The sequence below is a fragment of the Anaerotignum sp. genome (assembly GCF_031981185.1).
Classification (GTDB): domain Bacteria; phylum Bacillota; class Clostridia; order Lachnospirales; family Anaerotignaceae; genus Chakrabartyella.
In genome coordinates, this window is the sequence record NZ_DALYUL010000021.1 from 6,029 (window position 1) to 25,765 (window position 19,737).

The following is a 19,737-nucleotide window of genomic DNA, read 5'->3' on the forward strand; positions in this document are numbered from 1 at the left end:
ATTCGTATCCGTTCATCCAAAACACCCTCCCGAACATAGCCATTGGTCGTAATATAAAATGTTCTGCTATGTTTTCTTTTACCGAAACCCGAACGGAAAACCTTGATTGTATTACTGTTTTCGTATTCGTGGATTTCATCAAAAATCAAGCACGCCGAACGCTTGCCATCCTTTGTTTTGGCATTGGATGTATTGTATTTGATATAGCTTTTCGTCTTGAGGTTGGTTATCAATTCCTTGGATTTATAGAAGAATTTTTTCGACTTCACCCATGTGTCGCTCAACATCTGGTACACGTCCTCAAAGGATGTCTTGGCCTGATCCTCTGCATTGGCTATAATGTCCACGTTGTAACCCTCTACGCCGTGATATTGCGTCGTTAAATACCACGCCACACCAGAAATGAAACCATTCTTTCCGTTTCCGCGCCCCATCATTATTAAAAATTCTGAGAATACTACAGTATCACTACTTCGGTAGTAGCAATGAATTAGCGCAAGCACAAATAATTCCCAATTAAAAAGAGGCATCTTAAAATACCTCTCGATCAGTTCTTTTGCTTTTTCAGTTTTGTCAGTGTCAATAAGTACATCCGGGTTACTTAGTTTTTGCTCTATGTAATCACAAGCAAGATGCATTTCTTTTGATGCGGGGATTTTGCCATTTCTAATTGCGGCAATATAATCATCAATATAACTACATTTCGTCACTTGGATCACCGTCCACTTGCGCAGGAGTAATGCCGATTGCATCCAATAATTTAACCATTCTGTCATTTACTTTTACCAGTTCCCCAACAGAATCATTTTTCTTTCTGTTGGATTTACCAGTATTCGATACATGGTCAACTACCGCGCCTCTTTTCTCAATATCATCAATCAACATATTTTTTACATCCCACAATTGCATGTAATCGCTGACCAAATCTTGATAGTACTGTCCCACTGTCCCATTTCGTTCCAATTGTCCCAACAAATCAACCTTAATCTTTTTACGCAAACTCTTTGCAGCCATTTTCTCACCTCAATTCTCTATCATGCGCGCGAAATTTCTCTCTTGTCCTGTACCCATACGACCGAGCCCCAAAAGTAAACACCCGTTTTATTTGATGGGGGGTGTCTCTTTTTCATGCTTAATTTCTTTTTCCATCAATGTTTAAATATTTCAGTCCCACCTTTCTTCAAACATTTCATCCTTCTTTTTGTATTGATACTGTATCACTCGTTCAGGATGCTCCTCTTCATGACAAGCCTTACACAGGCTTACCAATTGTCGCTCTTTACCATCCCAAATAGATAATGCTAAATCAGGTCTATCCTTCAGATGTTTAACATGATGAATAATAACAGCATGCCTATATTTTCCTTTCGCCTTACACTTCTGGCATTCATAGTTGTCTAACTTTAAAACAGTTTCTCGCAATCGTTTCCAAGGCTTCCAACTGTAAAAGGCATCAGCATTATTGTTTTCAATTAGTGCACTTAGCCTATCTAACTGCGCATCAGTCATGAAATCACCCACTTTTCTGCAATAAAAAATCCCAAGAATCGTTATCTTAGGATCCTAAAAATAAAATTAAATTCCCTTCATCAATTGACTAGCACGGTACAATGTGCTCTAATATCATAAAAAGGAGGTGAAAAGATGTGGGATACTACAAACCGCATCAAATAAAAATGAAAAAATACTTACTTGATATATCTTTTGCAATATTATCTGTTTTGTTTATGTTTAAAACAGATTACAGTAACCTAACTCCAACTACTTACTTTGCATTTTTTCTTATAGCTGCCTGGATAGCACTTCTCTTGTACAGAATCAGGAAGGAAAAATGAAGTTAAAGGATATACTGCAATTAAGCTTGCAACTGTTCTAAATGTTTCATTGGATTAACAGTGTGCACAAAGAAGAAAGACCGATTAATCTCGGTCTTTTTTCTTTGCTACTATTTCGATGATACTATATTAGCACAGAAATACCCCCCACTACTAACAACTTTCATTTTATAATGCGTAACCCTCTTTCTTTTGAGAAAATATATCTTGCGTTTCGTAGCCATCTGTAAATAGACATACTACTAGCAGGAATTTGAATTTCAGCTTTATGTACTCTTTTACTGATATCTCCCTTTTCCAATTCTTTTCCTGCATCTGTAAAATAAACAATCTCGACAGCTTTCTTTTGATCAGATGTCAATTGCTCCATTGTTTTTTCCACTGCAATAATATCTAAGAACTCAGCTGCCATTTCATACATTTCATCATCTGCCGCCATAACTGAATATGCTGTATGGTCAGAGTGTGCACCGCTTCCAGAGCGGATTCTTTCCCGCTTCGACTGGTCATAAATTTGTTTCTTCACTTGCTGTTTTAATTCCTCCGAGGTTTTCATTCCACAAGCTGCATAGTAACGAAAGGCTTCCGTTGCGTAATCCCTTATATTATCTTTTTTCATGTGATCCCCCCCCTTCACTTGTCAAAGAAACTTTATGACAAGTCAATCCCCATACATCCAATTAGCTCCACAATCTCAACAAATTCTTTTTCTATGAGGATGCTTTCGTCAGAAAAATATTCACCGTCTTCCCAATCTTTATCAAATCTTTCTCTGTCGTTTATATATGAACCACCCATTTCATCTTGCTCTAACAAATATATAGCTTCTTTATATTTTGGATCGTCACTCCCTATAATTGAAAACACACTGGCAAAGATATTTTCTGCAACAACGCACTTCACCCCATCCAATATCTTATATAAATCATTTATAAGTTTATCCCCTTTATCTAAATGGTTTTCTGTATGAAGAATTGCATTATATATTTTCATTTCACGTCTACCCCCTTAATATAATCTAAAAACATCACAGCTCCATTAAACTTAACCTGGTATTCCTCAACATCAATTGCAGTGATATATTTCCGACCATAATGCTCTTTCATATCCCGCCAGATCTTCCAAGGGATGAAGAAAAACTTATCTTCAAGCCCAACACATACCGCCGCAACCGCTCCCAGACTCATATGGCTTTCTAAAACATTTTGTTGTTCTGCTGTTAGCACGTCTCGCTTCATTCGGTCGGAAGTTGTGGTCTTTGCTTCAAATACGATAGACCTTCCATCCTCAAGGGTTCCTTGAAAATCTGGCTGAGCATGTGCCGTAAACCGCCCCATAAACATTCCATCATTGCCTTTATTCAAAACTCGAAACGGCTCAGGCGTTTTATTAATTTCTGCCTGACCATTTTCTCTGTATGTACTACACCCAGCCAAGATTGCACTTTCAAACAAATGCCCTTGAGCATTATTCGTTGCGTTTAGGTGTTGCCGTTTTGCTGCTTGCTGATCATAAACCATGGTATTCCCCCTTTTACTTATAACACCGCTAACTCAGCCGAAAACATTCTTTGGGCGTTAGCCTTCGTGTCCTACCACCAATGCCTCTCACTGCCTTATTCTCCGAAGCTTTAAATATATAGCCCAGCCTGTTATTTCGTTATGCTCATACTGCTTACCATAAGTTTCATCAGTCAGTGTCCAACCCGGATACTTCTTCTCCCAAAACTCACGTCCTTCTTGGTTACGTATTATTTTTTCCACTTCCCTCCGGCTATACCGTGTATCATTGTTTCTCCCTTCTGGTCTTTTCAAATTCCTTGATGAGGACCATCTTTTTTTACCTCCTGGCTGTGATGCAAGGTAAACACAAAGAGGGGTAATCCCTGTGTCACCCGACTGTAATCTGTCTGCATTTACAAAGCCAAGATGTTTAATGTTATTTCTGTAATTTTGGTCTTTTTTATAGCGGTTCCAATTGATACGCTGATTTGTCCAAATATCCTCCAACATTTCACGAGGAAGACCTCCATTCATGATGATATGGTGATGAATGCGGACAGGCGTCTCCCCATCCTTGGCAAATCTGTATGCGGTAACTAAAATATATTTCAAAGCAGGCAAACCCTCTTTTATCCTCCTATAATTAACTCTGCGCAGGTAGTTTGAAACAATATTTTCTGCTTCTTCTATGGTCGACGGAAGATTTTCGTCGTTATATGTAGGTGACACATGAAGTGCCGTTTTATCATCACCAAAATTCAAATTGCCCAACTGCGTAAAATACCTCTTCGCATTTTTATCATTCAAGTCCCTTTGTTTGAGCGAAGAAATCTTTTCTTTTTTAGAACGCTTTCTTCTGGCATATTCTTTTTGTGTCATAGAATAATTATATATATCTATCTCTCGATAGCTTTCACCACAGTCGATTGTTTTTTGTCTTACAAAATTACGCATTTTGTTTCACCTCTCCCAAAGAATGAACCGGGTGTGTTTTTGGGTGCCCCCCCCTCGTTCTATTTCTATTTATAGATTAGTGAGAAGGAATCGTAGGAATCATAATACCCATTACAAGCCCGCTATGCCGCTATGCGCCGGCGATTTCCCCTTGACTTTGTCACCGCAATTTTATATACTTACATTAGATGGTAAGTGATATATTTCACGGTGAATTCCACCTTGTCCCTACTCCGCAAAAGTAGCCACAGGGTGGTTTTCTTTTTGTCTAAAACTGTGCCCCTTTCCTGTTGATTGGAGAGGGGCGATTGATTGCTTCTATTCCATTTTCTCTTCATTTTGGCAAACACAGATTTCCTGTGTTTCTTCCTTAATAGATTTACATCTACAATCACAGGTTTCCCCATGGTCTAACGTTGCGCCACAAAAAGGGCAAATATCAAATTTACTCATAATAACCTCCCTAGCATCTATATAGAGAATTTGCTTGTCCCAAAATAGAATCTATGCTATAATAAATTTGTGGTGGTGCTGGGTTTCCCAGTGCCTTTTTTATTGCATAAATTCCTCATAGATTTGTCACTTCTTTCTCTTTGGCTTGTCCAACCAAAAACTAACTAAGATAATAATTGCAAAGACAGCGCAGAACTCATAAATGCTTAGAGCCTTTTCAGGTGCCGCTTCCGACATGGGCACTATAATTGCAGCCACAAGCATTGCAACAACCATCAGAAAAACACACTTAAAAAGTTCTGTAAAAAACTGCTTCCTATCTCTCCGCTTCTCCCGCTTCTCTTTCTTTATCTTTAAATCAAATATTTGCTCAACCTCCTCTATCTCTTTTGGGTCCATAGCTGCCTCCTTTTTATGTATATGAAATACTAGTGCTTGTCCACTTTAGACATAATTATCTGTTCGATTTCTGCAAGCTTGTCCATTAGTACTTGCTTTATTTCCCCGCAGTCCTCAACAGATGCTCTATCTTTCAATCGAACTGCCATGGTGAGCAAATCATCCACGGCATTATACCGTCTCAACACAATGGTTTCTTTTTCCGCGAATATCTCTAGGGTGTCACCAATGCCAATACCTAAATTCCTTCGAAGCTCTATGGGCAGAACCACCCTGCCCAAATCATCTACTTTGCGTGTAATCCCCGTTGCTTTCATAAATTCATCCTTTCTTAAAGCTTGTCCTTATCATAGGGCTTGCGCCCCTATTTACTAACTACATTAATAGATTGTGCCGCTTTGGCTTTTATAGCTTCCGCCGCTTTCATCTTTGCTTCAATAAGTACACGAGCACAATTTCTTTCGTGGATCTCCGCTTCCTCTTTGGTTTTTTCCTTTCTGCGCACCGTCACAGTGTATTCAGTTTTCTTAGCCTCTCTTGGCATCTTAAACACCCCCTAGTAAAAGCTATGCATTAGAGAATTTGTCCTATTCTGAATATTTGTCCTATTCTGAAAATAGATTTTCTTTTAATCACATACCTTAAGTAGCTTGAGTTTTTGTGGAATATTTTGTAACAACATGCTATCCTTTCTTTACAGGAACTGAAATGCCGAGTATTAAGAAAGGAGGTAATCCCAATGGGTATATTACCAGTCCCTGCCAAATTGTTTTTTGAAGATTTTTCTAACGATTTGCTCACTTATAAAATATATAATTTTCAAGAGCAAATAGGTGTATTTAAAGGCTTAGAAAATACTGATGAATCTGGCAGACATATCGAATTTTTAGTTGAAGACAAACCCAATATTCAAGTTGGAAATACAATTACAACCCAAGATAAACTCAATACATATACTGTAAAAAATATTGAGTATGACCATTATGATGGCAAACCCGAGCTTCTCAAAGCGTACTACTAATTGCTCTTCCCGCTTGAAGATAAAATTGGTGTGCGCTGCAAGCAATAAAACTGAGTGTTTCTTTCATTTCTTTATCTGTGGAACACTCAGTTGTTATTTCCATTCTCACCTCCGTCCCATTTTTGGTTTTAAAAACTTCACTATACTTGGTCACTGCTACCCCTCCTAGCTGCGGTTTTCGTGGAATATTTTGTAATATTGTGGTATCCTTCCCTTACAGGCATTGCAATAGCCCAGTATACAGGAAAGGAGGAGATACAATATGGCACTCCTTAATAACGAAGCTGCTTTAAAATTTGCAAAAGAATTGACTATCGTTGCTATGGAAAATTCTTTGATAAAGAAAGATGATTCACCGGAACAGTCTGCCAAAAATGTTTTCGACTTTTTTAACAAACTTCATGCCGAGTTCACTCAAAACAATTAATAATCACTTATCATCCCGGCTCTGACTGAAGCTAATTCATTCAGAGCCTTTGCAAGTAATAAAATCTGCTCTGTATTATTATTGTTTCTTTCACACTCTCTGAGCATTCTTTCCGCTATGGCATCCATTACACTACTTACTTTTTCTCTGTCCATAATTCCCCTCCTTAGCTTGCGGTTTTTTCTAACTTAACAAAATTGTTGGTTTCCAATCCTAGAACACAACATAAGGCAATAAACTCCTCGCCTGCTATCTTTCTTTTCCCTGATAAAATTGCACTTAATTTGTTATTTGTAAGATTTAGTGATTTATCAAGTGCATTTACCTCACTTACTACCCAAGTTTGCGTTACTCCCTTATTTTTCATTTCGGTTCCAATCACTCTATAAATTTCCATTTTACCACCCCCAAAGCTACTAAAATTTAGTATCTAACGCAATAATAATACTATATTTTCGTATTGTCAATATATTTTTACTAAATTTTAGTAATTATTTCTTGATTTCCAATATTTTTATGTTATAGTAAGTTCAAGAGGTGGTTATAAATGTCAAAAAGTATTAAAGTAATAATCTCTGACAATATCGCAAAGTTCAGAAAAGAAAGCGGACTTTCTCAAAAAGAATTGGCAGAAAAAGTAGGTGCTAAAAATCTCACAACTATCTCAAGTTGGGAACGAGGTGTCAGTTCACCAGATGCAGAAACAATCATCAAACTTTGTAAATTATTTAATATAAGTCTAAATGACTTATATAACATTGAGAAAACCGACTTTGATTTATCTACAGACGAAAAGATTCATATAAAGAAATACCGCAAACTTGATAATCGCGGTAGAAAAACAGTTGATTTTATACTAGATAACGAATTTGAACGCTGTAAAGATAGTTTTGGAAAAGAAGAAATGGCAGAAGAGCTTTTCCCCACGGCAGTACCAAAGCTTACCGCTGAGGATGAAAAAGAATTAGAAATGATAAAGCAGGAAATGCTGGCCGAGAAAAAGGGCATAACGTCTACAGCTTCCATCTCCGCAAAAGACGCTTAAAAGCGAAAAAATTATTTCAATATTCATAAAACATGGAACAAAGTTTATGTTACGTGTTTTTTATCTATGCTAACAAAATGATATTATTATGAAATTAGAAAGGATGCTCCCTATGGAAACAATTTACCAAGAAATAAAAGACCTAGGCAAAAAATATCATGCCTCAAAAATTGTTCTCTTTGGCTCTCGTGCCCGTGGGGATAATCATTCACGAAGTGACATCGATTTAGCTATATACGGTATGCAGGATAGTAACCAATCACTGTTTTGGTCTGATGTTGATGATCTTCCTACCCTGTTAAAATTTGATTTGGTATTTATCAGTGAGACTACAGACCAGGAACTAATTAAAAATATTGAAAAGGATGGTGTGCTGCTCTATGAGTAATTTTCAAAAAAAAGCTGATAACTTTGAAAAATCAGTAAATCGTTTGCAGGAAGCATTAGAGGAGTATAATCTGAATAAAAGCACCACAGTTCGTGATGGTGCTATCCAAAGATTTGAATTTTCGGTGGAACTTGCTTGGAAAACATCGAGAGAGTATCTTCTTGAGCAAGGCTTTCTTGATCTAAATAGTCCTAAATCTGTCATGCGTGAAGCGTATTCCTACAAAATTATCAATGATGAACGTACTTGGATTCATATATTAAATGACCGTAACCTAACCTCACATGTTTACGATGAAAAAACAGCAGATGAAATCTTTGTTAGAATATGTACTTCTCATATGAAAGCTTTAAAAGATTTATCTGAGTATTTCAGCGAAAACTAAAAAATCTCCCACGGTACCGCAAATACCGTGAGAGAAATATCAGATTTGTCCTAATCACAAACCCCTTAAACTATTATATGCAATATGTAATATATTGTCAAATTAAGGGAGGATTTGTATGAGTACTATTTTAGGTTTAGTTGGATCTTTGGGCTTTTTTGTTGCTGTGATTATTCTGATCATTAACGCAATCAGGAGGAAACCGAAGAAAAAAATCGGCATTATATGTGGTATTTTTTTTGCTATTTTAGTAATTGGGATAGCTACAACGCCAACACCGCCTGACAAGTTAGAGGCAGCTAAAGTTTCCGGCACAATTAGTGATGATGCTTCCAAAAACTCTGATGAAGATGCCAAAAAAGATGATGATAGCCAAACGCCTAAAGAAACAAAGTCGTCAGAGACCATGGGTCAAAAAAATGCACGTGCTAAGGCAAAAACCTATCTTGCAATCACAGCATTTTCTTACAGCGGATTAATTAAGCAGTTAGAATTCGAAGGATTCTCTACTGAAGAATCCACCTATGCTGCAGATAATTGTGGCGCCGATTGGAATGAGCAAGCTGGTAAAAAAGCAGAGAATTATTTAAGTATTAACTCATTCTCTCGTAGTGGCCTGATTGAACAGTTAGAATATGAAGGTTTTTCATCTGATCAAGCAGAATATGGTGCAAAAGCTGTTGGATATTAATTGAAAAAATACTTAGTAAGAAATCTTCATTTCCCCACTTCGCCAGTAACGATGTGGGGATTTTTAAAGTAAAAACACAATATATTTTCATATGTCGCTTTAAGTTATTAGGTTGATTTTTTCTAGCTGTTGACTTATATTTAAACCTGAATACCGTTTATTAAACTAATAAAAGGAGTTGCATTCATGATATATATTTATGCAAGGCAATCCATTGACAAAAAAGACAGTATATCCATTGAAACTCAAATTGAATATGCGAAACGTGAAGTGTTTAATGAAGAGTTCAAAATTTATGAAGATAAGGGCTACAGCGGAAAAAATACGAACCGCCCTGCTTTTGAACAAATGATGAAGGATATGGACAGCGAGGAAGTTTCAAAAGTAGTTGTTTATCGTCTCGATAGAGTTAGCCGCTCCATCGTTGACTTTGGTGACTTCATTAATTCTTTGGAAGAAAAAGGTGTTTCCTTCGTGTCTGCTACGGAGAAATTCGATACTTCAACGCCAATGGGACGTGCAATGCTGTATATCGTTATTGTCTTTGCCCAGTTGGAACGTGAAACGATTGCAGAACGTGTTAGGGATAATTACTATGCACGAGTGCGAAAAGGTGCCTGGGGAGGCGGACCCGCCGCATATGGCTTTAATTTAGTGCGTACGGTTATTGATGGCAAGAAGGCAACATCATATCAACCCAATGAACAATTAGCCAATGTGGTCAAGATATTTGAGTTGTACAGGCAACAATATACGTCTTTGGCAGACGTGCAAAGATTTCTTGTTTCTGAGGGTATCCTTTCCGCCGGTGGTGTTAATTTTGACAGTACTAAATTATCCTCTATTTTAAAGAATCCTGCATATGTAAAAGCCGATATCGCTATTTACAACTTTTATAAATCCAAAGGAGCCATTATGGCAAACGATGTTGAAGAGTTTGACGGTGTGCATGGTTGTATTCTGGTAGGCAAAAGAGATGGAAATGAGCGAAAATATAAAGACGTATCCGAGCACCTTTTGGCCATTGGTACCCACGAGGGCATTATTGACAGTCAGACCTTCTTAGCTTGTCAAACTAAACTTGCATCCAACCGCCAGATTAAAAACACCTACAAGGGCAAATATTCATGGCTGACAGGGCTTGTAAAGTGTGGTTACTGCGGATATTCCTTTTCTGTTCGCTTTGGTGCCGTAAAAGAAGGACGTATCCCCTACTTTGCATGTTCTGGCCGCTACCTCCATAAAAGTTGCGATGCAATACAGACACACCGTGTTTACGATGTAGAGGCTTTTGTAGAAAACCAGCTTGTAAACGAAGCTGAAAATATAAGACTGCGGAATGAGACTACCGAAAATCACAATCAAAAAGACCAGAATAAAAAACTTATGCTTATCGAAGAAAAAATCAATAATTTAATTCTCTCTCTTGAAAATGCAAGTAGTGTCACCGCTGAATATATTAATTCAAGAATTGAAGCCCTGCACCAAGAGAAACAGGATATCATGAAAAGTTTTACTCATATCCCACAAAAACAAAATGAGATTGCCAATTTTAGCGATTTCGACTGGGAGAATTTATCCATTGAGGAGAAAAATAAGGTGGCAAGAAGCTTTATAGAGAAGGTAATTTTAACTAAAAATAATGTTGAAATTATCTTCAAATAATCTAATAGACTTCACTTTTCTTTTTGTTTCTAACAGGGACAGCTTGGACTGGAAAGAATTAGGTGCAGACCATGAAGTAAACCAAGTATTAAATCATAAACATCTTGGCAACGGCTCAATCGTCCTTTTCCATAACGATGCAAAATATACACCTGAGGTTTTAGATACCATTATCAAGGGGTTGAAAGAAAAGGGCTATGAAATTGTTCCCATTTCCCAGCTCATCCTCAAAGATAATTTTGAAATGGATCATGAAGGTCGGCAAAGAAAAACTGCCAAGGCATCCTAATTCTCCAATAAAAACGCAGTTGCCTTCGCTTATATATTTTAACCTTTTATTCTACAATTGATGTGATCTATTCATTTTTCATTAAAAGTTTTAAGCGGAATATTTATTTTTTTATATTTACACCACCTTTTCAACATAAAAAAGAATGCGCCAAAATGTTTTAAATTCTCATTTTGGTGCATTCTTTGTCTTTAAAGTAATATATCTATAAATTGATTTATAGTAAGCCCATGAAAATATTTTTCAATTTCCGTATTTTCTAAAGTTCTTTCCAACGCCTCTCTTTTTAATTCACAGCCCTCCAAAAACTTTGATAGTTCTTCATGATCACTAACACCAAAGAAATCTCCATAGAACTTCACCTCAGCGATTTTACCATCCTTCGTGTTCATAAATGCCTCAATTTTACCGCATCCATCAATACGACGTTCCTTTTGCACCGTATATTCAGGTGATTTTCCATAGTTCCAATCCCACTGTGCGTAGCGCTCAGCCTTAATTTTTTCAATTTCCTCTATATCTTTTTCTGTTAAACTATAAGTCTCCACTGGCATTTCCCCAAAAACATAGGAAACCAACTGATTTTGAAATTCTTCTAACGTTAAATTCTCTTTTAAATAAGGTTTTACATTTGTTACGCGGCTTTTTACCGACTTTGCCGCCTTAGACTGAAATTTATCTCCCGCTACATTAAGCACAGCTGCTACCACATCCAAATCCGAATTGAACATAATTGTTCCATGATGCATAACTCTGCCTTCTTTTAGATATTGAGAATTACCCGAAAACTTCTTACCGTCTATTGTAATATCATTTCTGCCGTTGACTTGTGCATCAGCCCCTAATTCCTGTAATAAAGAGGCAACAGGCTGACAAAACAGCTTGATATCTAAATCACTTGCTTCTTTTGCATCCATAATAAATGTGAAGTTCAAGTTCCCTAAGTCATGGTAAACTGCTCCCCCGCCAGAAAGACGGCGAATAACCTTTACCCCTTTTTCTTCAACTACTTTGGGATTCACTTCTCCAAAGGTATTTTGATTTTTACCAACAATTACTGCATTATTATTTTGCCACAGCATAAAATATTCCTTGCTGCGATCCATCTTGTCAAAAACAAATTGCTCCAACGCTAAGTTAAACGCAGGATCTGTACTGGGTGATTTTAAATAAACCATTGACATTTTGATTCCTCCTCTGGCTAGAAGCCATTTCTTTCGTAAAATTTGCTTTTATTTTACCATTATTAAATCAGAAAATCCATCCCTTTTCTTAATATAGATTTAAGCATAAAAAAATCTTCCACACACCTTAGTTGGGTGTGCAGAAGATTTTTTATTTTAATTTATTCCAAAGTTATTATCCTGCCAAGTATTTTCATCAGGTATTCCATCATCATAATTGGTTTCTCCAGGCGTATTGGTGCCCGAGCCATTCCCATTATTGCCACCCCATCCACCGTTGTCAGTCGGGAGAGTGTCATCGTAGGGAGGAGGAGGTGAATTTGTATGGTCATAATCACAAGTTTCCTTGATATTAATGTCCATTTTCCCTTCCGGTATTTTAGAAGGCTTGCTTAAAATATTACCCTTATCATCAACTGCAAGGACAACATCCATACGGCTGGAATCAGGGCATTTGTCAGAAGCCAGCTTACCAGATTCTTTGCAAATGCTGAATACCTTGTGTACAGTGCAAACTCCAGCAGAGCCTTTAAAATTTGCCGCAGCAAGATCCGAATGTGTTGTGAGTCCGTAATAATCTTGACTACATAAATCAGTCGCTATTCCTCCGCAAGCAGAACAATACGTCTGTGTAACAAGGCCACTAGGCTGTGGAAAGCTTTTATTAGAAAGCCCCTGATGTACCTGACTCATAACAGTACGCCAAATGTTTAAGTGAGCACTACCTCCATTTGCGATAACTTTTGAAGTATCATATCCCATCCAAATACCCGCAGTATAATATGGCGTATATCCATAGAATGTTAAATCCTTGGTATCATTGGTGGTACCTGTTTTACCTGCAACCGTCATGCCGCTAATTGCTGCTTTTCGTCCTGTAGCACTACCGCCACCGGTAATTACATCTTTCATCATATCCGTCAGCATATATGCCGTTGTTTCTTTAATTACACGGTGAGTATCAATTTTTGAATTATCCAGCAATACATTGCCGTCGTGGTCATAGATAACGGTATAATACTGGGGCTCATTATAGATACCGCCATTTGCAATTGCAGCATAAGCAGCTGTTCCTTCTAATACAGAAATACCTTGGGTTAGACCGCCCAATGCAGTGGTTGCAGCTTTGTCTGCTTCCACCAAGGTTGACAACCCAAAATTCTCCATATATTTAAAAGAGGATTCTGCCCCAACCATCATAAAGGTTTTGATTGCCAAAATATTCATGGAATCACGAATACCCTGTCTAACAGTGCAAGGACCTAAAAATCTGCCATTCCAGTTTCTTGGTGACCAACTTCCATAGGTAACAGGCTCATCCATAATAACAGAGCCGGGCATTAAAAGACCCATATCAATTGCCGGTGCATAAGAAGCCAAAGGTTTCATTGCTGAACCCTGCTGTCGCAAGGCTTGGGTTGCTCTGTTAAAAACAGAATCACCAGGCTTTTGCCCTCTACCGCCCACCAAAGCTTTAATCTGTCCATTATGCTGATCCATTATTACCATTGCAGCCTGTAGTGACCTAGATGTTGTAACCTTATCCAAAACCAACGTATGGGTATCATCTAATAGTTCTTTTTGCACAGACTCAACAAATGCATCTACCTGATCCTCGCTTGTAACCGTAGTTTTTCTTTCATAATGTGACTGATTACTATTTGTATCCGGGTTTGTTGTATCCATAACCGAAATCAAATAGGTTACACTTAGGGTGCCATCGGATGCAGGAAAAAGGCTGTCCGTATTAAAAGCAACTTCCATGGCATCCTGCATGGTGGCATCCATGGTTGAATAAATCTGGAGTCCACCACTATAAATTAAATCATATGCTTGTGCCTTTTTATACCCCTTTTTCTCAACCAAATCATTGGCAACTTGAGCAATCATTGCCTCAACAAAATAATTATGATTAGCCTTTTGGGTATCATTTTCTGTTTTACTGCCAACCAAGGTTGAATACACATCCTCAGCTACAGCCTGATCATACTCTCCCTGGGTAATATAACTTAAGTCCAGCATCTTCTTAAGTATCGTTGTTTGACGCTCTTTGCTCTTTTCAGAGTTTATATCGGGTGCATATACGCTGGGGTTTTTTGTTATTCCAGCAATCACTGCACTTTCTGCCAAGGAAAGCTCACTGGCATTTTTTCCGTAGTAATACTGAGCAGCTGACTCAACACCGTTGAGTCCATGGCTTAGGGCAATTGTGTTCAAATACAATTCTAAAATATAATCCTTTGCCGCTTTTTTGCTACCCAACTGCTTAACCAAGGATTTCTCAAGATTAACAGCCAAATATTGTTCTTTAATTTTTCTGTCCAATGTTTTTTTTGCATCCAACTTCTCATTTTTAATCAACTGCTGGGTAAGCGTACTGGCACCCTGAGAAAAACTAAGATGTCTAATATTTTCTACTGCTGCCCTCATGATGCCCCTAAAATCAATGCCATTATGATCATAAAAACGTTCATCTTCAATGGCTATTACAGCTTTTTGCATATATGGAGCAATTTGAGCTAACTTTACATATTCTCTATTTTCGTCCCCATGAAGCTTGTCAAATTCCTCGCCTTTGGCATCAAATATAATTGAAGTAAATGATTCCGGTGTAACATCCTGTGTATTAATCATATCTGTGCCATTTAAAATCCCAAACACCATGCCCAGTCCTGCACCGCCAACAGCAAAACCGATAATAACAGCAATCGCCAGAAAGACCTTAAAAAATCCACCGCCACGTTTACGCTTGCGTCTTTTTTTATTTTTCGGATTTGATCTAGTTGAACGAGGTGACGAACTGCTTCTCGGAGCGCCTTCAGGCGGGCGTCTCCTTTGATGCGTTTCACTCATGTACATAAACCCCCTTTAAATTCAATATGATTATAGCAGAAATCAACAAAGAGGAAAAGTAAAATTTCATTACAACAATCTTAATCCCCTTTTCTACTTACAGAAAACGAAATGAAAAAATAATTTTCAATATTCGTTCTTTTTGATATTCTAAGGCTTTCCCACATACTCTTATTCTAAGGAGATGAAAATATTGAAAAAAAAATTACGAAAAAAAAATAAAAAAAATGGAGCTTTGATTCTGCTTTTCACATTTGTTTTTGTTTTTTTTATTACCATTTTGGCTTTAAAGCAAATTGAAAAACAGATAGTCCCTTCTCTGCAGGAGATTTCCCATACCCGTTCCATGGCAATTGCCAACGAAATAATTAATCACTGCGTCCAAACTGTACTGACAGAATTACCTTTATCTACGGAAGACTTTTTGACCATAACAGAAACAAACCATACATATACTGCAAATACACAACAGATTAACATGTTTTGCACCCAATTAAATAATGAAATAAATGCTGCTATGCAGACTTTGCCCAATGAGAGAATATTAATTCCTTTGGGCGCAGCATTAGACATTACTTTTTTTGCGAACCACGGCCCTAAAATCCCCTTTACGCTAATGCCAGTAGGGGCAGTTACTTCAGATTATGAAACTTCATTCACATCAGAGGGGATTAATCAAATAAATTATAAAATTTGGGTAAATTTATCCTTTGAATTACAAATTGCCAATCCTCTTTATAAAGAAAAAATAGCTTTTACAAAAAAAATTATGCTAATTGATACAATAATTAGTGGAAAAGTACCTGATTATTTCTTTAGTTCAATGCAAAACTAGAATATCTATTGACAGATTGTGCAAAATATTATTAAATGTTAGTTGATTAGGATTTACTATTTTTTGGAGGTACTGGAAATGGTTAAAACACTAAAGGATTTTTTTTATGAACTTGGAAGTTTATCTTACGACAATGGTGACTACGCCATTATAAAAACCAAAGTGAAAGAAAAAGAAGTAAAAGGCTTTGTAGACTGTTTTTTACCGGGAACAGAAATATTAAGTGACGGTAAAAATGGCAAACCCTTAGCTTTAAAAGGTGCTGCAAATACTGACAAGGGAGCTACCGGTGAAGAAGAATTGGAATTCACAGGTCTTCAATTATATGATTTTTCAGATACAGATGGAAACTGGTATCTGATTACATTCCCTTCTGTAGAGAAACTGGAAGAATACCTTTTAAGCGAAGCTGGATATTTGAATTTTTTCAGCACACAAATGTTTGTATTTGAAAATGGCGTTGAGAAGCCCTTTGAAATTATGTTTAACGGTGACAATGGTACCGTAATCGGCATTGATAAGGATTCTATGGATGCACCCTTAGATATTCCTTCTTTAAAGGGACGAATTTGGGTTAGATGGAGAAATCCCGACGAACTAAAGCCTCTGACAGATGCTGATGTTGCGGCGTACAAAAAGTCAATCGGTAAATAAACCTACCGCCACAGGGCTTTGAATGGCCCTATAGGGTGATGAAATTCCTATGGCTACACATTGAAAGGTTATTGCAATTTATGTTCATCACAAATTGTAATAACCTTTTTGCGTGGCTGGCCCCCAGTCTTTCCAAAGGAAATAGGATACCTCTCCAGTTAATCAAAACTTTTGAGATATCCTATTTCCTCTAAGTGTGTAAGAATACTAAATTTTTACTTTCATAACCCTTTAATTTGCAAAATCATTTTATTCCTTTACAAAGGATACCAATAAATCTCCTTGGCTAACTTTTTCGCCCTCAACAGCATAAATCTTATCAATCACGCCGTCTTCCTTGGCAACGATAGAAGTTTCCATTTTCATGGCCTCAACGGTAAGCAAAGGCTGATTCTTTTTCACGATATCCCCTTCTTTTACAAATACCTTACTGATTGTACCTGGAATGGAAGAACCCAAGTGGAAAGGATTATTTTTATCCGCCTTTAATTTGCGGTCACTCTTAACTTCCAAATTCTGATCCAGTACCTTTACGTCACGCACTGCACCGTTGATTTCAAAAGTAAGCGTACGGAAACCTTCAGTATCAGGATCTGACATATCAATATACTTAATCAGAATATTTTTACCTTCGCCAATCTCAATAGAGGTTTCTTCCCCTTTTGCTAAACCAAAGAAATATACATCACTGGTTAATTTAGAAACATCCGTGTAATATTCCCAATGGTAGCAGTAATCGTCATATACCTTAGGATACATAGCGTAGCTAATAATATTTCTAGGGTTAATACGTTTCATTGTATGGGTTTCAAGCAAATGCTTCTCAATTGCCTTCAGGTCAGCAGGAGGAAGTAAAGCGCCAGCTCTGCCTTCAATTGGCTTCTTGCCTTTTAATACAATTTTCTGTAATTCTTCAGGGAAACCACCTTCAGGTCTGCCGATATTGCCCATGAAGTAATCCACAACAGAATCAGGATAGGATAAGTCCTTACCTTCTGTCAAAATGTTATCCTGAGTCAGACCGTTCTTAGACATAAAAATTGCCATATCGCCAACAACCTTAGAAGAAGGAGTTACCTTGATGATATTGCCCAAAAGGTCATTTGCCTGCTTATATAACTGCTTAATTTCTTCGAAGTTGTCAGCAGAACCCATTGCTTTTACCTGTGCTAATAAGTTTGAATACTGACCACCAGGAATTTCATACTTATAAATTTCAGTATTTGGTGTTTTCATTTCACTTTCAAAACCAGTGAAAATCTGACGAACACCATCATAATAATGACTTAATTCTGTCAACTGATCAGTATCCAGGCCAGTATCTCTCTCTGTTCCCTTTAGTGCCTCAGCAACAGCGTTCATAGAAGGCTGGCTTGTTAAGGAGCTCATGGATTGGATCGCCAAATCGGCAATGTTTACCCCAGCCTCTGCCGCCATTAAAACCGTGCTTACACCATTGCCTGTTGTATCATGGGTATGGAGATGCAAAGGAATGTTTAATTCAGACTTTAAAGCCGTAAACAACTCTTTTGCAGCATAAGGCTTCATCAAGCCTGCCATATCCTTGATGGCAAAAATATGGCAGCCCAGTGCTTCCATCTCTTTTGCCTTACGAACATAATAATCTAAAGTATATTTTGTTTCTTTTGGATTCAAAATATCACCTGTGTAGCAAATAGCACCTTCAACGATTTTTCCTGTTTTTAACGACTCTTCAATGGGCATCTTCATGTTTTCCACCCAGTTTAAGCTATCGAAAATTCGGAATACATCTACGCCACGCTCCGCAGAAATTTTGATAAATTCCTGTACCACGTTATCGGGATAGTTAGCATATCCAACCGCATTAGATGCACGTAAAAGCATCTGAATCAATGTGTTAGGCATTGCTTTAGAAAGCTGCTGTAAACGAATCCATGGGGATTCTTTTAAGAATCGATAAGCAACATCAAAGGTTGCGCCGCCCCATGCTTCTACGGAAAAAGCTTTTTCCATAGCCATATTGGTAGCGGGTGCTGCTACGATTAAGTCATTGGTACGTAAGCGTGTTGCCATCAAGGACTGGTGAGCGTCACGCATAGTTGTATCTGTAACAAATAGGCGTTTTTCCTTCATTATGCTCTGGGTAAAATCTTTTGCACCCATTTTTAAGAAGGCATTCTTTGCGCCGTTTACTTCTATTGTAGAACCATCCTCATTTTTGCCAAAGGAAGGTACTGGAATTTGGTCAAATTCCGGTTTATTGCCCTTAGACTCATTCACGATCTTATTACCGATAAATTCTGCAATTTTCGTAGCACGGTCTTTACCAGGAACAATATGGAACAACTCAGGTGTGCTTTCAATAAATGTTGTTGTACATTTGCCATCGTTCCAAATCTGACTTTGTAATACATTAATCAAGAAAGGAATGTTGGTCTTTACACCACGAATTCTGGTCTCCTTTAACGCACGAATTGCTTTTTTGGTTGCATTTTCAAACCGTCTGTCATGGGCAATCACTTTCACCAGCAAACTGTCATAATAAGGTGTGATTTCCGCACCTGTGTATGCAGTGCCACCATCTAAACGAATGCCATTTCCTGCAGGAGAACGGTAAACGTTGATTTTTCCTGTATCAGGCAAGAAGTTGTTCGCAGGATCCTCTGTTGTGATACGAAGCTGAATAGAATAACCATTACAGCAAATATCTTCCTGAGATGAAATTCCGATTTCAGTGGAATTCAAAGGATAACCCTCTTCAATCAAAATTTGAGCCTGAACAATGTCAATTCCCGTCACTTCTTCCGTTACGGTATGCTCAACCTGAATTCTGGGGTTCATTTCAATAAAGTAGTAATTTTCATCAGCATCCACCAAAAACTCCAGTGTGCCAGCATTTTTGTATCCTACATGCTTTGACAGATGAACAGCATCTGCAAAAATTTTCTCTCTAACACTATCGCTAATGGTGAACGCAGGTGCAAATTCTACGACCTTCTGATGACGTCTTTGCACTGAACAGTCACGATCTAAAAGATGAACCACGTTGCCATATTTGTCTCCCAAAACCTGAACCTCAATGTGTTTAGGGTTACGAAGGTATTTCTCAACGAAAATTTTATCGTCACCAAAAGCTTTTTTCGCTTCATTTCTTGCTTCTTCAAATTCCTTTGCC

General features: G+C 37.6%; 28 protein-coding genes. 11 read left to right on the forward strand and 17 right to left on the reverse strand.

Annotation, left to right across the window (positions count from 1 at the left end; genetic code table 11):
- The 3 genes from RTK36_RS11965 to RTK36_RS11975 all read right to left on the reverse strand — a co-directional run.
- Positions 1 to 710, reverse strand: a 710-nt coding sequence (locus RTK36_RS11965; protein ID WP_312047482.1) for a terminase large subunit domain-containing protein, incomplete at its 3' end; no start/stop codon positions are given.
- On the reverse strand, positions 697 to 1,014 hold the full coding sequence (locus tag RTK36_RS11970) for a P27 family phage terminase small subunit (protein WP_312047483.1): 318 nt from the start codon (positions 1,012 to 1,014) through the stop codon (positions 697 to 699). The genes RTK36_RS11965 and RTK36_RS11970, both read right to left, overlap by 14 nt.
- 150 nt (positions 1,015 to 1,164) lie before the next feature.
- The gene (locus RTK36_RS11975; protein WP_312047484.1) at positions 1,165 to 1,509 is read right to left on the reverse strand and encodes an HNH endonuclease; all 345 of its coding nucleotides are present in this window, start codon (positions 1,507 to 1,509) and stop codon (positions 1,165 to 1,167) included.
- 137 nt (positions 1,510 to 1,646) lie between these two features.
- Here RTK36_RS11975 and RTK36_RS11980 point away from each other — a divergent pair, with 137 nt between their 5' ends.
- Positions 1,647 to 1,835 (forward strand): hypothetical protein, encoded by a 189-nt coding sequence (locus RTK36_RS11980; protein WP_312047485.1) that lies wholly within the window; start codon positions 1,647 to 1,649, stop codon positions 1,833 to 1,835.
- A 163-nt stretch (positions 1,836 to 1,998) separates the two neighbouring features.
- Here the strand turns inward: RTK36_RS11980 and RTK36_RS11985 are convergent, their stop codons facing one another.
- The 8 genes from RTK36_RS11985 to RTK36_RS12020 all read right to left on the reverse strand — a co-directional run bounded on the left by RTK36_RS11985 (position 1,999) and on the right by RTK36_RS12020 (position 5,687).
- The gene (locus RTK36_RS11985) at positions 1,999 to 2,454 is read right to left on the reverse strand and encodes a hypothetical protein (protein ID WP_312047486.1); all 456 of its coding nucleotides are present in this window, start codon (positions 2,452 to 2,454) and stop codon (positions 1,999 to 2,001) included.
- A 32-nt stretch (positions 2,455 to 2,486) separates the two neighbouring features.
- Positions 2,487 to 2,828 (reverse strand): hypothetical protein, encoded by a 342-nt coding sequence (locus RTK36_RS11990; RefSeq protein WP_312047487.1) that lies wholly within the window; start codon positions 2,826 to 2,828, stop codon positions 2,487 to 2,489.
- Positions 2,825 to 3,355 (reverse strand): Holliday junction resolvase RecU, encoded by a 531-nt coding sequence (locus RTK36_RS11995; protein WP_312047488.1) that lies wholly within the window; start codon positions 3,353 to 3,355, stop codon positions 2,825 to 2,827. The genes RTK36_RS11990 and RTK36_RS11995 overlap by 4 nt, the downstream gene beginning before the upstream one ends.
- An 87-nt stretch (positions 3,356 to 3,442) precedes the next feature.
- Positions 3,443 to 4,291 carry a hypothetical protein gene (locus tag RTK36_RS12000; protein ID WP_312047489.1) on the reverse strand — a complete coding sequence of 283 codons (849 nt, stop codon included), beginning with the start codon at positions 4,289 to 4,291 and terminating at the stop codon, positions 3,443 to 3,445.
- 318 nt (positions 4,292 to 4,609) lie between these two features.
- Entirely contained in the window at positions 4,610 to 4,744 is a 135-nt protein-coding gene (locus RTK36_RS12005; protein ID WP_257721894.1) for a hypothetical protein, read from the reverse strand.
- A 126-nt stretch (positions 4,745 to 4,870) separates the two neighbouring features.
- Entirely contained in the window at positions 4,871 to 5,143 is a 273-nt protein-coding gene (locus tag RTK36_RS12010; RefSeq protein WP_312047490.1) for a hypothetical protein, read from the reverse strand.
- Between the two features lie 29 nt (positions 5,144 to 5,172).
- Entirely contained in the window at positions 5,173 to 5,460 is a 288-nt protein-coding gene (locus tag RTK36_RS12015) for an AbrB/MazE/SpoVT family DNA-binding domain-containing protein (protein WP_312047491.1), read from the reverse strand.
- A gap of 47 nt (positions 5,461 to 5,507) precedes the next feature.
- Positions 5,508 to 5,687 carry a hypothetical protein gene (locus RTK36_RS12020; RefSeq protein ID WP_312047492.1) on the reverse strand — a complete coding sequence of 60 codons (180 nt, stop codon included), beginning with the start codon at positions 5,685 to 5,687 and terminating at the stop codon, positions 5,508 to 5,510.
- Positions 5,688 to 5,882: 195 nt separating this feature from the next.
- On the opposite strand from RTK36_RS12020, the gene RTK36_RS12025 reads away from it, so the two are divergent.
- Complete coding sequence (locus RTK36_RS12025; RefSeq protein WP_312047493.1) at positions 5,883 to 6,164, forward strand: hypothetical protein; 282 nt, start codon at positions 5,883 to 5,885, stop codon at positions 6,162 to 6,164.
- Here the strand turns inward: RTK36_RS12025 and RTK36_RS12030 are convergent.
- Complete coding sequence (locus RTK36_RS12030) at positions 6,148 to 6,318, reverse strand: hypothetical protein (RefSeq protein ID WP_312047494.1); 171 nt, start codon at positions 6,316 to 6,318, stop codon at positions 6,148 to 6,150. The two genes, RTK36_RS12025 and RTK36_RS12030, sit on opposite strands and share 17 nt — an antisense overlap.
- 108 nt (positions 6,319 to 6,426) lie before the next feature.
- On the opposite strand from RTK36_RS12030, the gene RTK36_RS12035 reads away from it, so the two are divergent.
- The gene (locus RTK36_RS12035) at positions 6,427 to 6,591 is read left to right on the forward strand and encodes a hypothetical protein (RefSeq protein ID WP_312047495.1); all 165 of its coding nucleotides are present in this window, start codon (positions 6,427 to 6,429) and stop codon (positions 6,589 to 6,591) included.
- Here the strand turns inward: RTK36_RS12035 and RTK36_RS12040 are convergent.
- Positions 6,588 to 6,746: a hypothetical protein gene (locus RTK36_RS12040; protein ID WP_312047496.1), complete on the reverse strand. Its 159-nt coding sequence runs from the start codon at positions 6,744 to 6,746 to the stop codon at positions 6,588 to 6,590. The two genes, RTK36_RS12035 and RTK36_RS12040, sit on opposite strands and share 4 nt — an antisense overlap.
- A gap of 11 nt (positions 6,747 to 6,757) precedes the next feature.
- Positions 6,758 to 6,988 carry a hypothetical protein gene (locus RTK36_RS12045; RefSeq protein ID WP_312047497.1) on the reverse strand — a complete coding sequence of 77 codons (231 nt, stop codon included), beginning with the start codon at positions 6,986 to 6,988 and terminating at the stop codon, positions 6,758 to 6,760.
- Between the two features lie 150 nt (positions 6,989 to 7,138).
- Between RTK36_RS12045 and RTK36_RS12050 the strand changes: the two genes are divergently transcribed.
- The 6 genes from RTK36_RS12050 (at position 7,139) to RTK36_RS12075 (ending at position 11,054) form a co-directional block, all read left to right on the forward strand.
- Positions 7,139 to 7,636, forward strand: a complete 498-nt coding sequence (locus RTK36_RS12050; RefSeq protein ID WP_312047498.1) for a helix-turn-helix transcriptional regulator — start codon at positions 7,139 to 7,141, stop codon at positions 7,634 to 7,636.
- Between the two features lie 112 nt (positions 7,637 to 7,748).
- Positions 7,749 to 8,024, forward strand: coding sequence for a nucleotidyltransferase family protein (locus tag RTK36_RS12055; protein ID WP_312047499.1), 276 nt, complete (start codon positions 7,749 to 7,751; stop codon positions 8,022 to 8,024).
- Positions 8,017 to 8,409, forward strand: coding sequence for a nucleotidyltransferase substrate binding protein (locus RTK36_RS12060; protein WP_312047500.1), 393 nt, complete (start codon positions 8,017 to 8,019; stop codon positions 8,407 to 8,409). The genes RTK36_RS12055 and RTK36_RS12060 overlap by 8 nt, the downstream gene beginning before the upstream one ends.
- A gap of 118 nt (positions 8,410 to 8,527) precedes the next feature.
- Positions 8,528 to 9,100: an Ltp family lipoprotein gene (locus tag RTK36_RS12065; protein WP_312047501.1), complete on the forward strand. Its 573-nt coding sequence runs from the start codon at positions 8,528 to 8,530 to the stop codon at positions 9,098 to 9,100.
- Between the two features lie 186 nt (positions 9,101 to 9,286).
- A complete protein-coding gene (locus tag RTK36_RS12070; RefSeq protein WP_312047502.1) occupies positions 9,287 to 10,765 on the forward strand; it encodes a recombinase family protein in 1,479 nt (492 codons plus the stop codon).
- Between the two features lie 43 nt (positions 10,766 to 10,808).
- Positions 10,809 to 11,054 (forward strand): hypothetical protein, encoded by a 246-nt coding sequence (locus tag RTK36_RS12075; RefSeq protein ID WP_312047503.1) that lies wholly within the window; start codon positions 10,809 to 10,811, stop codon positions 11,052 to 11,054.
- Positions 11,055 to 11,245: 191 nt separating this feature from the next.
- On the opposite strand, the gene RTK36_RS12080 is transcribed toward RTK36_RS12075, so the two are convergent.
- Together RTK36_RS12080 and RTK36_RS12085 are read right to left on the reverse strand one after the other, a co-directional pair.
- Positions 11,246 to 12,238 carry a lipoate--protein ligase gene (locus RTK36_RS12080; RefSeq protein ID WP_312047504.1) on the reverse strand — a complete coding sequence of 331 codons (993 nt, stop codon included), beginning with the start codon at positions 12,236 to 12,238 and terminating at the stop codon, positions 11,246 to 11,248.
- Between the two features lie 156 nt (positions 12,239 to 12,394).
- Positions 12,395 to 15,091, reverse strand: coding sequence for a transglycosylase domain-containing protein (locus tag RTK36_RS12085; protein ID WP_312047505.1), 2,697 nt, complete (start codon positions 15,089 to 15,091; stop codon positions 12,395 to 12,397).
- A 193-nt stretch (positions 15,092 to 15,284) separates the two neighbouring features.
- Between RTK36_RS12085 and yunB the strand changes: the two genes are divergently transcribed.
- The gene (yunB, locus tag RTK36_RS12090) at positions 15,285 to 15,926 is read left to right on the forward strand and encodes a sporulation protein YunB (protein WP_312047506.1); all 642 of its coding nucleotides are present in this window, start codon (positions 15,285 to 15,287) and stop codon (positions 15,924 to 15,926) included.
- 78 nt (positions 15,927 to 16,004) lie between these two features.
- Positions 16,005 to 16,580 (forward strand): hypothetical protein, encoded by a 576-nt coding sequence (locus RTK36_RS12095; protein ID WP_312047507.1) that lies wholly within the window; start codon positions 16,005 to 16,007, stop codon positions 16,578 to 16,580.
- 249 nt (positions 16,581 to 16,829) lie between these two features.
- Here the strand turns inward: RTK36_RS12095 and RTK36_RS12100 are convergent.
- On the reverse strand, positions 16,830 to 19,737 hold a 2,908-nt coding region (locus tag RTK36_RS12100; RefSeq protein WP_312047508.1), incomplete at its 5' end, for a pyruvate carboxylase.

Bases quoted from the DNA above. Each gene is read 5' to 3' on its own strand.
- RTK36_RS11970 (WP_312047483.1), bottom strand. From the start codon at position 1,014: ATGGCTGCAAAGAGTTTGCGTAAAAAGATTAAGGTTGATTTGTTGGGA.
- RTK36_RS11975 (WP_312047484.1), bottom strand. From the start codon at position 1,509: ATGACTGATGCGCAGTTAGATAGGCTAAGTGCACTAATTGAAAACAAT.
- RTK36_RS11985 (WP_312047486.1), bottom strand. From the start codon at position 2,454: ATGAAAAAAGATAATATAAGGGATTACGCAACGGAAGCCTTTCGTTAC.
- RTK36_RS11990 (WP_312047487.1), bottom strand. From the start codon at position 2,828: ATGAAAATATATAATGCAATTCTTCATACAGAAAACCATTTAGATAAA.
- RTK36_RS11995 (WP_312047488.1), bottom strand. From the start codon at position 3,355: ATGGTTTATGATCAGCAAGCAGCAAAACGGCAACACCTAAACGCAACG.
- RTK36_RS12000 (WP_312047489.1), bottom strand. From the start codon at position 4,291: ATGCGTAATTTTGTAAGACAAAAAACAATCGACTGTGGTGAAAGCTAT.
- RTK36_RS12005 (WP_257721894.1), bottom strand. From the start codon at position 4,744: ATGAGTAAATTTGATATTTGCCCTTTTTGTGGCGCAACGTTAGACCAT.
- RTK36_RS12010 (WP_312047490.1), bottom strand. From the start codon at position 5,143: ATGGACCCAAAAGAGATAGAGGAGGTTGAGCAAATATTTGATTTAAAG.
- RTK36_RS12015 (WP_312047491.1), bottom strand. From the start codon at position 5,460: ATGAAAGCAACGGGGATTACACGCAAAGTAGATGATTTGGGCAGGGTG.
- RTK36_RS12020 (WP_312047492.1), bottom strand. From the start codon at position 5,687: ATGCCAAGAGAGGCTAAGAAAACTGAATACACTGTGACGGTGCGCAGA.
- RTK36_RS12025 (WP_312047493.1), top strand. From the start codon at position 5,883: ATGGGTATATTACCAGTCCCTGCCAAATTGTTTTTTGAAGATTTTTCT.
- RTK36_RS12035 (WP_312047495.1), top strand. From the start codon at position 6,427: ATGGCACTCCTTAATAACGAAGCTGCTTTAAAATTTGCAAAAGAATTG.
- RTK36_RS12040 (WP_312047496.1), bottom strand. From the start codon at position 6,746: ATGGACAGAGAAAAAGTAAGTAGTGTAATGGATGCCATAGCGGAAAGA.
- RTK36_RS12045 (WP_312047497.1), bottom strand. From the start codon at position 6,988: ATGGAAATTTATAGAGTGATTGGAACCGAAATGAAAAATAAGGGAGTA.
- RTK36_RS12050 (WP_312047498.1), top strand. From the start codon at position 7,139: ATGTCAAAAAGTATTAAAGTAATAATCTCTGACAATATCGCAAAGTTC.
- RTK36_RS12055 (WP_312047499.1), top strand. From the start codon at position 7,749: ATGGAAACAATTTACCAAGAAATAAAAGACCTAGGCAAAAAATATCAT.
- RTK36_RS12060 (WP_312047500.1), top strand. From the start codon at position 8,017: ATGAGTAATTTTCAAAAAAAAGCTGATAACTTTGAAAAATCAGTAAAT.
- RTK36_RS12065 (WP_312047501.1), top strand. From the start codon at position 8,528: ATGAGTACTATTTTAGGTTTAGTTGGATCTTTGGGCTTTTTTGTTGCT.
- RTK36_RS12070 (WP_312047502.1), top strand. From the start codon at position 9,287: ATGATATATATTTATGCAAGGCAATCCATTGACAAAAAAGACAGTATA.
- RTK36_RS12080 (WP_312047504.1), bottom strand. From the start codon at position 12,238: ATGTCAATGGTTTATTTAAAATCACCCAGTACAGATCCTGCGTTTAAC.
- RTK36_RS12085 (WP_312047505.1), bottom strand. From the start codon at position 15,091: ATGAGTGAAACGCATCAAAGGAGACGCCCGCCTGAAGGCGCTCCGAGA.
- RTK36_RS12095 (WP_312047507.1), top strand. From the start codon at position 16,005: ATGGTTAAAACACTAAAGGATTTTTTTTATGAACTTGGAAGTTTATCT.